The organism is Chromobacterium sp. (genome assembly GCF_041912965.1).
Classification (GTDB): Bacteria; Pseudomonadota; Gammaproteobacteria; order Burkholderiales; family Chromobacteriaceae; genus Chromobacterium; species Chromobacterium aquaticum.
This window is the reverse complement of record NZ_JAYSGF010000039.1, coordinates 35,522-44,204: the sequence shown is the minus strand read 5'-3', so window position 1 is coordinate 44,204 and position 8,683 is coordinate 35,522. Positions and strand designations below refer to the sequence as shown.

Sequence of the window (8,683 nt, the reverse complement as noted above, 5' to 3'; positions counted from 1 at the left end):
ATATCACCGACCGCTTCCTGCCGGACAAGGCCATCGATTTGATCGACGAGGCCGCCAGCCGCATCAAGATGGAGCTGGATTCCAAGCCAGAGGCGATGGACAAGCTGGACCGCAGGCTGATCCAATTGAAGATCGAGCGCGAAGCGGTGAACAAGGAAAGCGACGAGGCCTCGCAAAAGCGGCTGAAGCTGATCGAGGACGAGATCGCCGAGCTGTCGCGCGAATACGCTGACCTGGATGAAATCTGGAAGGCGGAGAAGGCGGCGCAGCAGGGATCGCAAAGCATCAAGGAGGAAATCGAGCGCCTCAAGCTGGACATGGAGGACTTGAAGCGCAAGGGCGATTGGCAGAAGCTGGCGGAACTGCAATACGGCAAGCTGCCACAGCTGGAAGCGCGGCTGCAGGACGCGGAAGCGGCCGGCGCCGGGGAGCAGGCCAAGCCCAACCGCCTGCTGCGCACCCAGGTGGGCGCGGAGGAGATCGCGGAAGTGGTCAGCCGCGCCACCGGCATTCCGGTGTCCAAGATGCTGGAAGGCGAGCGCGACAAGCTGTTGCGCATGGAAGAGGTGCTGCATCAGCGCGTGGTGGGGCAGGACGAGGCGGTCAGCGCGGTGGCCGACGCCATCCGTCGCTCCCGCTCCGGCCTGGCCGACCCCAACAAGCCCTACGGCTCCTTCCTGTTCCTGGGGCCGACCGGGGTGGGCAAGACCGAGCTGTGCAAGGCCTTGGCCGGCTTCATGTTCGATAGTGAAGATCATCTGATCCGCATCGATATGTCCGAGTATATGGAGAAGCATTCGGTGGCCAGGCTGATCGGCGCGCCGCCGGGCTATGTCGGTTACGAGGAAGGCGGCTATCTGACCGAACAGGTGCGCCGCAAACCGTATAGCGTGATCCTGCTGGACGAGGTGGAAAAAGCGCATCCGGACGTGTTCAACATCCTGCTGCAGGTGTTGGACGATGGCCGGCTGACCGATGGCCAGGGCCGTACCGTGGACTTCAAGAACACGGTGGTGGTGATGACGTCCAATATCGGCAGCCAGCAGATCCAGACCATGGATACCGACGATTACCAGGTGATCAAGCTGGCGGTGATGGCGGAAGTGAAAACCCAGTTTCGGCCAGAGTTCATCAACCGCATCGACGAGGTGGTAGTGTTCCACGGCCTGGGCGAGCAGCACATCAAATCCATCGCCCGCATCCAGCTCAAGAGTCTGGAAGGCCGGCTGGCCAAGCTGGACCTGGATCTGCAGGTCAGCGAGGAAGCGTTGGCGCTCTTGTCCGAAGTCGGCTTCGACCCGGTCTACGGCGCGCGGCCGCTGAAACGGGCGATCCAGAGCGAGTTGGAAAACCCGCTGGCCAAGGCTATCCTGGCCGGCAAATACCCACCGAAATCCACCATCCTGGTGGAAGCGCGGGACGGCCATCTGAGCTTCGCCTGAGCGCAGGTCCGCCGCTAAAAAAGCCCGGGATTCCGGGCTTTTTTAGCGTCTGGAGGGTTCAGCCGCGATCGGGGCAGAGGAAGCAGTCCGACATGTGGTCGTTGACCACGCCGCAGGCTTGCAGATAAGCGTAGATCACCGTGCTGCCGACGAAGTTCATGCCGGCTTTCTTCAGTGCCCTGCTGACGCGGTCGGACAGTTCGGTGCTGGCGGGCACCCGCTCGTCGTCGTGGCGGCGCAGTAGCGGCCGGCCGTCCACATGCGCCCACAGCCAGCCGGCAAAGCTGCCGTGTTGCCGCTGCATCTGCAGAAACACCTTGGCGTTGCGGATGGCGCTCCGGATCTTCAAACGGTTGCGCACAATGCCGGTATCCTGCATCAGCCGCTCCACGTCGTTCTCGTCCATCGCCGCGACCTTGACCGGATCGAAGCCGTGGAAGGCGCGGCGGTAGCCCTCGCGCTTGCGCAAGATGGTGATCCAGGACAGGCCGGCCTGGGCGCCCTCCAGGATCAGCATCTCGAACAGCTTGCTATCGTCGCGCTCCGGCCGTCCCCATTCCTGGTCGTGATAAGCGACATAGAGCGGGTCGTCGCCGCACCAGGCGCAGCGGGCGGGCGCCGGCATCAGCGGTTATGCAGCAGGATGTCGCACTGCAGCCCCACTTTTTGCAGGCCGACGCGGCTTTGCAGATTGATCACCAGCGGATTGCGGATATTGGCTTTCATCGATGGCAGCGCCGGGTGTTGTTCGTCGGCCTGATTGCTCAGCATCAGTAGGATGGCGACATCCTGAGGCTGTTGCAGGCGCAGTTCCGCCACTTCCGCGTCATCCAGTTCGATTTCGTAGCGAATGTCCAGCGCTTCCGGCGTGGCGATGCTGAAGATGATGCCGGGATCGTCCAGCGACTGCAGCCAGAACACCTGCGGCTGAGCCTGGGTCGCGTTATGGAACAGCTTGAAGCGGGTGCAGCTCTCCAGCGCGGGAATGCCGTGTGGGAAAGTGATGATGGTGCTCTCGTCGATATCGACCTGGCCGAGCTGGCTAGACTGGAACAGCATGGCGTGCCTCCTGGCGTGACAATGCTCATATTATGCATGGCGGTAGCGCCAATTGCATAAAAGCCTGTGCAATGCCCATCGCGGGTCAGCTCTGCACGCAGAGCAAGGCCTCGGATTGTTTTTGATCGCTTGCCAACGCCGTTTTCTCCTCTGTTTTCGCCTTGTCTCGCTCCCGCGCGCAGGAGCGTGGGCGCGTCCCAGGCTGCCGCGCCGCAGCATCGAATATCGCAAGCCGTGGTTGTGGCTGCGGGCATCAGCACCTAGTATCAATATTACTCGAATGTCGTATTTGGCTTGAGCCGCGGGCGGCCGTAACGGCCGCCGCGCGCATTGCGGGGAGGGTGATCCCATGGGCTTGCCGGCCAAGCGGTTTCTGGTGCTTGAAGATCAGCTGGTGTTACGCAAGCTGATTTCCCGCCAGGCCAGTTTTTTCAGTCGTTACGAGGTGGCCATCGATGAGTTCAGCGACCCGGCCGAGGCGCTGCGCAGCATAGGAGAGAACCGCTATGACCTGATCGTCACCGATATCGGCATGCCGGGCATGAACGGCATAGACTTCATCAAGCACGTGGCCTTGCTCGGCTATCGCTCCGCCTTGCTGATCATTTCCGGATATGACGGCAAAACGCTGAACACCATCAGCGAAATGGCCGGCAGCTTGGGCATAGGCAGCACCCGCTTTCTGTCCAAACCCTATTCGGCGGAAGCCTTTCTCGCCGCGCTCAACGGCATCTTCTCCGACCTTGAGCGCGCTTATCAGGTGCAGCAGCTGGAGGTGGAAAGCTTTTTCGCCGATATCTGCGCCGGCGATTTCAAGCTGGAGCTGGAGCCGATATTGCGCTTGCCCGATTTGAGTCCGGTCGGTTTCGGCGTGGCGGCGCTGATCCGGCCGCAGGGACGGGTGGAGTGGGGCGCGGGTTTGTTCAATGTGCTGGCGCAGCGCAAGGGCGTGTCCGCTCTGGTGCTGGAAGAACTGGTGGCGCGCATGGCCAGGCTGTGGTCCGGCTTGCGCCAGCAGGGCCTGGGCGAGGACTGCGGTTTCAATGCGCGCATCGACACCTCCTGTCTGGAAAGCGAGCATGTGTTCGACCACTGCCACGCCTTGCTGCAGCAGTTCGGCGCGCCGTCGCGGCTATTGGGCTTCGAGCTGGCCGACGGGCTGGGGCCGCAGTCGCCGGCGCTGGCGTTCGAGAATGTCGCCAAGATCAAATACCTGGGCTTCCGCTTGATCGCCGATGCCTTCGGCTCCGGTTCGCTGACCCAGAGCAATATGCTCAAGCTGCCCTTCGATCACGTCAACATTCCGCGGCAAACCCTGCAATGGATACGCGGCATGCTGGGCGCGGATCCGCAGGCATTGCGCTTTTTGCGCATTTACGGTTTGACGCCGGGGGCGATCACCGCCAGCGGCATCGACGAGGAGGACAGCGTGGCGCTGGCGAAGGATCTGGGCTGTCCATGCGTGCGCGGCGCTTATGTGGCGCTGCCGCTGCGCGAGAACGAACTGAGCGATTATCTGCGGCAGAGCCGTCAGGCGGCGACGGCGGAGGGGAGCGCGGAATGAGTGCTGCGGTGGATTTTTCCCGAATGCGGATCTTGATCGTGGACGACCAGACCCTGGTGCGTTCGCTGATCAGCCAGGCCTTGCAGGCGATGGGCCTGCGCTCCGAATCCATTTTCCAGGCGGCGGACGGCACCGCGTCGATGCGCTTGCTCGACATCCGCATGGTGGACCTAGTGCTGTGCGATGTGCAGATGACACCGATGAACGGCATGGACCTGTTGAAAGAGCTGCGCTGCGGTCACACCATGAACCCATCCAATCTGCCCTTCGTGTTCCTGTCCGGCCACGCCGACCGCAGCAATGTGGTACTGGCCAGCCAACTGCACGCCGACGGTTTCGTGGTCAAGCCGCCGAAGCCGGCCGACGTGGAGAAGGCCATCGTGGCGGCGATGCAGCGCAAGCGGCCGGAAATCGACCCGTTCAGCTATTATGGCGTCGCCACCGGCAGCGAGTATGACCGCAAGGTCTTTGGCCGGCTGTTCGATGCGCCGGCGCTGCCCGAAGCGCCGCCTGGCACCGCGGTCAGCCTGCTGGCGGTCAAGGCGGGATCGGTGCTGGCCCAGGACCTGTGCAGCAAGCATGGCCATCTGCTACTGCCGCGCGGCGCGGCGATTTCCGCCAACCAGATCGCGGTGCTACGCGATTTCAGCGATCGTTACGGCGTGATGCGGCTCTTTGTCGAGGAAAGCCCCGAGACTGAAGCCGCGCCGTCGAACGAACATTGAGCCCCGCTCCGATGAAGCTGTCCAGGCCGCGCCAGGAACACACCAAGTCCATCCGTCGCGCGGTGATCCTGATCGTGCTGTTGCTGGGCGCGCTGCAGGCGGGCGCCATTCTGCGCCTGCTGAATGAGTCTTGGGACTCCTACCGCCAGGCCCGGCATGTGGCGGAGCTGAACCGCGACATCTCGGCGCTGTATCTGGCGCTCAACGCGGAAAATCTGGAGAGCAGTCAGCTGCGGCTGCTGTTGACCGCGAAAGTGCCGCCCACGCAGCAGCAGCAGGATGATTTGCGGCGTCTGGCCCGCGATACCGATGCCAAGTTCGTGGTGGCGCTGGCTTCCATGCCGGTTATCGCCGGTGTGGACGTCAGCAGTCAGAAGCGGCTGTCCAGTCTCGCCCATGATTTCAAAGTGCTGCGGGCCGAGTCCCTGGCCGTGTTGCGGCAGCGGGATTTTCAGAACGAGTCGATGAGCAATCTGCTGTACTTGGTCACATCGCGCTTGCGCAATGAAGCCGGAGGCATTCTGGCCGCGGACATGGCGCAGCTGGCCAGCCAGGCCGATCCCACCCTCAACAGCCTGATGATGATCAAGCAGAACCTGTGGCTGCTGGGCGGCCAACTGCGCGGCAACGCGGTGGCGCTGCTCATCCGTGAGCAGCTGGGGCACCGGATGAACCGCGACATCGAGGACGATCTGGCGTTCCGGCTCAGCTCCGCGATGGTGATGGTGGAGCAGATGCGGCCCATCATCCTGGCGGCGCACGACGATGAGCTGAAAGCGGCGTTCAATAATCTGGTGACACTGACCTTGAAGCTGCAATTGGTGGTCAAGCTGCAGCATGAGCAGATAGACGGCGTGCAGTCATTCAATCAGGCCACCGATTTCCATGCCAGCCTGGCGGAGTTGAGCACGGTCTTGCAAAACGCGTTCGGCATGGTGGAGCGGATGACGGCCGAGCGCATCGACGAAGGGCGCAGCGTCTTTCTGTTCCGCATGGTGCGCGATGGCCTGTTCGGCGCGCTGGCCTTGGGCCTGGTGCTGGTGCTGCTGCACTATATGGTGAGCCGCGTGCTGCGGCCGTTGTCCGCGTTGAAGCATATGCTGGACGCTTCCGGCGACGCGGTGCTGATCGTCAATCGCAATGGCCGCATCGAGATCGCCAACCCCGGGGCCGGCAAGATGTTCGGCTATCCGCAGGAAGTGCTGCACGGCATGTCGGCTTACAGCCTGCTGGAGGTGCCGGGCGGCGTCAGCCACTTGACGCAGGCCTTGGACGATCAGACCACGGTGGAGCTGACCGGGGAAGGGTTGCCGGCCAGTGGCGAGCGTTTCTATGTGCTCATTTCCCTCAGCCGGTTCAGCGACAGTCGCGACCACAGCTGGCGCATGCTGACGGTGCGCAATGAACAGCAGCGGCGTCAGGCGGAGACCTCGCTGGAGCGCAGTGTGGAGTTGCTGTCGGCGATCTCCGTGGTCGAAGGCATGCTGCTGGCGCGGGAGCCGCGCGACAAGGTGTTCGAAGCGCTGCACCGCGTGTTCTGCCAGCATGCCGGCGCCGAGCAATGCCTACTGCTGGCCTGGTCGCCCTTGGATGGCGATGGTCAATCGCTGCAGCTGCAGGCCGGAGATTGGCCGCGGGAGCTGCCATCCTTGAGCGAGGTGGCGCAGGCGCCGGCTCCGCTCAGCTGGCTGTTCCAGCTGCTGAGCGAACGCTCGGCCTGGATCTCCCTGCCGGTGATGCTGGGCGGCGATGTCGCCGCCGCGGTGTGCCTGCTGCAACCGGATGTGTATCGGCTGGGCGTGGGCATGCAGCCGCTGCTCAGCGCCTACGCCAACATCCTGGGTTTTTATGATGAAGAGGCGCGGCGCAAGGTGTCGGAGGCGCAGCTGCGCGCGGTGCTGCAAGAGGAGGAGGCGGTGTTCGCCTCCTCGCCGGTGGGCTTGCTGCGCCTGAATGAACAGTTGCAGGTGTCGCGCGCCAACCAAACCGCGGAACTGATCTTCGATGTCGGCGATTACGGCCTGGCCGGCATGCATTTGATGGAATTGATGGCGTCGGAACAAGGCTGGATCGAGCTGACCGAGCATCTGCAGCAGATGCGGCAGGGTACCCGCATCCACTGCGAACTGGAGTGCCTGGCCGGCGCGGGTCAGCCGATCTGGGTGCTGTTCGAGGGCCAGATGGTGGCCACCGAGGTGGTGGAAGGGGTGATGATACTGGCCTGTCTCGACATCACCGAGCGCAAGATGGCCGAGTTCGAATTGCGGCTCGCGCGCGACCAGGCCAATGCCGCCAACCGCGCCAAGAGCGCCTTCCTCGCCACCATGAGCCACGAGATCCGCACCCCGATGAATGGCGTGTTGGGCATGCTGGAATTGCTGAACATGACCCGGTTGGATGGCGAGCAGAGCGATGCGGTGGCGACGATACACGATTCCGCGCAAACCTTGCTGCGGCTGATAGACGACATCCTGGATTTTTCCAAGATCGAGGCCGACAAGCTGGAAATCGTCACCGCGCCGACCGCCTCGCGCCCCTTCCTGGAAAGCATACGCAGCCTGTACCAGGAAAACGCCTACAAGAAAGGCCTGGATTTCCAGCTGGATGTGGACGAGCTACTGGCGCCGACGCTGGTGATGGACCCCTTGCGGGTGCGGCAGATCCTGCAGAACTTCATCAGCAACGCGATCAAGTTCACCGTGCATGGTGGCGTGGCGATACGGGTCAAGGTGCTCAGCTCGATGGCCAATTACCAATCGCTGAGCTTCGAAGTGGAAGACAGCGGCATCGGCATGTCCGAGGACAGCCTGTCCCGGTTGTTCCAGCCGTTCACCCAGGCGGATTCCGACACCACCCGGCGCTTTGGCGGCACCGGTCTGGGCCTCGCGATCTGCCGACGGCTGGCCGGCCTGATGGGCGGCCATGTGGAACTGGAAAGCCAGCTGGGCAAGGGCAGCTGCGCGCGGCTATTGCTGGAAGTGGAATGGCTGGACCAGGTGGTGGCGCCGGTCAGCCTGCCGCAGGTCCATGTGCCGGCGGAAATGCCGCGCGAGGAAGAGCCCGAGGCGATGAGTCTGTCCTCCTCGATGCGTGTGCTACCGATTCTGTTCGCCGAGGACAATCCCACTAATCGCAAGCTGACGCTGAAGCAGCTGGAAAAACTGGGCTATCCGGCGGAATGGGCCGAGGATGGCGACCGCGCGTTCGCCAAATGGCTGTCCGGCCGCTATTCGATGATCCTGACCGACTGCCACATGCCGGGCATCGACGGTTATCAGCTGGCGCGGCTGGTGCGCGCGCATGAGCGCGAGCATCCGGAACTGGGGCGCATTCCCATCGTCGCCTGCACCGCCAATGCCGCCAAAGAGGAACAGGACAAGACCCGAGAAGCCGGCATGGACGATTTCCTGACCAAGCCCTTGTCGATTTCGGCCTTGTCCGACGCCTTGCAGAAATGGGCGGCCAAGGACCCGCGCGCCACCGGCTCGGCGCCGCCGGAGCCGAGCGCGGCGCAGGACGGGCCGGTGGATCGCTCGGTGCTGCAGGTATACAGCAATGGCGATCTGCAAGTGGAGCTGGAGATTCTGCGCGATTTCCAGCAGGGCAACGCCGAAGACGTCGCCGAATTGCGCCAGGCCATCGCCGCCGGCTCGAGCGACCGCATCAGCTTTGCCGCCCACCGGGTCAAGGGCGCCAGCCGCATGGTGGGCATCAATGCGCTGGGCATGGCCGCCGAAGCGCTGGAACAAGCGGGCAAGGCGCAATTGCTGGATCAGGTGGCCGCGCTGCTGCCGGCCTTCGACGCCGCGCTGGACGAGTTCGACGCCTGGATGGTCAGGCAGGATGAAACCCACTCCGTTTAAGAACCTGTTCAAGATCTGCCGCGCGTCGGC

At 63.2% G+C, this 8,683-nt stretch carries 6 protein-coding genes; 4 read left to right on the top strand and 2 right to left on the bottom strand.

The genetic code is table 11. The features are described 5' to 3' along the window. Positions 1-1,442: AAA family ATPase (locus ACE3QM_RS18375; RefSeq protein WP_374423898.1), on the top strand; the 1,442-nt coding region annotated here is incomplete at its 5' end. Between the two features lie 58 nt (positions 1,443-1,500). Here the strand turns inward: ACE3QM_RS18375 and ACE3QM_RS18370 are convergent. Continuing rightward, on the bottom strand, positions 1,501-2,067 hold the full coding sequence (locus ACE3QM_RS18370; protein WP_374423896.1) for a DNA-3-methyladenine glycosylase I: 567 nt from the start codon (positions 2,065-2,067) through the stop codon (positions 1,501-1,503). Further along, on the bottom strand, positions 2,067-2,501 hold the full coding sequence (gene fliW, locus ACE3QM_RS18365) for a flagellar assembly protein FliW (protein WP_048410279.1): 435 nt from the start codon (positions 2,499-2,501) through the stop codon (positions 2,067-2,069). The genes ACE3QM_RS18370 and fliW overlap by 1 nt, the downstream gene beginning before the upstream one ends. A gap of 376 nt (positions 2,502-2,877) precedes the next feature. On the opposite strand from fliW, the gene ACE3QM_RS18360 reads away from it, so the two are divergent. From ACE3QM_RS18360 to ACE3QM_RS18350, 3 genes are read left to right on the top strand one after another with little or no spacing between them, the layout of a single operon-like run. Then, a complete protein-coding gene (locus ACE3QM_RS18360; RefSeq protein ID WP_374423894.1) occupies positions 2,878-4,065 on the top strand; it encodes an EAL domain-containing protein in 1,188 nt (395 codons plus the stop codon). Positions 4,066-4,088: 23 nt separating this feature from the next. Next, complete coding sequence (locus tag ACE3QM_RS18355) at positions 4,089-4,790, top strand: response regulator (protein ID WP_231581025.1); 702 nt, start codon at positions 4,089-4,091, stop codon at positions 4,788-4,790. 11 nt (positions 4,791-4,801) lie between these two features. Then, complete coding sequence (locus ACE3QM_RS18350; protein ID WP_374423892.1) at positions 4,802-8,653, top strand: ATP-binding protein; 3,852 nt, start codon at positions 4,802-4,804, stop codon at positions 8,651-8,653. Positions 8,654-8,683: the final 30 nt, after the last annotated feature.

Excerpts from the sequence above, each read along its gene's own strand:
- ACE3QM_RS18350 (WP_374423892.1), top strand. The coding sequence starts at position 4,802 with ATGAAGCTGTCCAGGCCGCGCCAGGAACACACCAAGTCCATCCGTCGC.
- fliW (WP_048410279.1), bottom strand. The coding sequence starts at position 2,501 with ATGCTGTTCCAGTCTAGCCAGCTCGGCCAGGTCGATATCGACGAGAGC.
- ACE3QM_RS18355 (WP_231581025.1), top strand. The coding sequence starts at position 4,089 with ATGCGGATCTTGATCGTGGACGACCAGACCCTGGTGCGTTCGCTGATC.
- ACE3QM_RS18370 (WP_374423896.1), bottom strand. The coding sequence starts at position 2,067 with ATGCCGGCGCCCGCCCGCTGCGCCTGGTGCGGCGACGACCCGCTCTAT.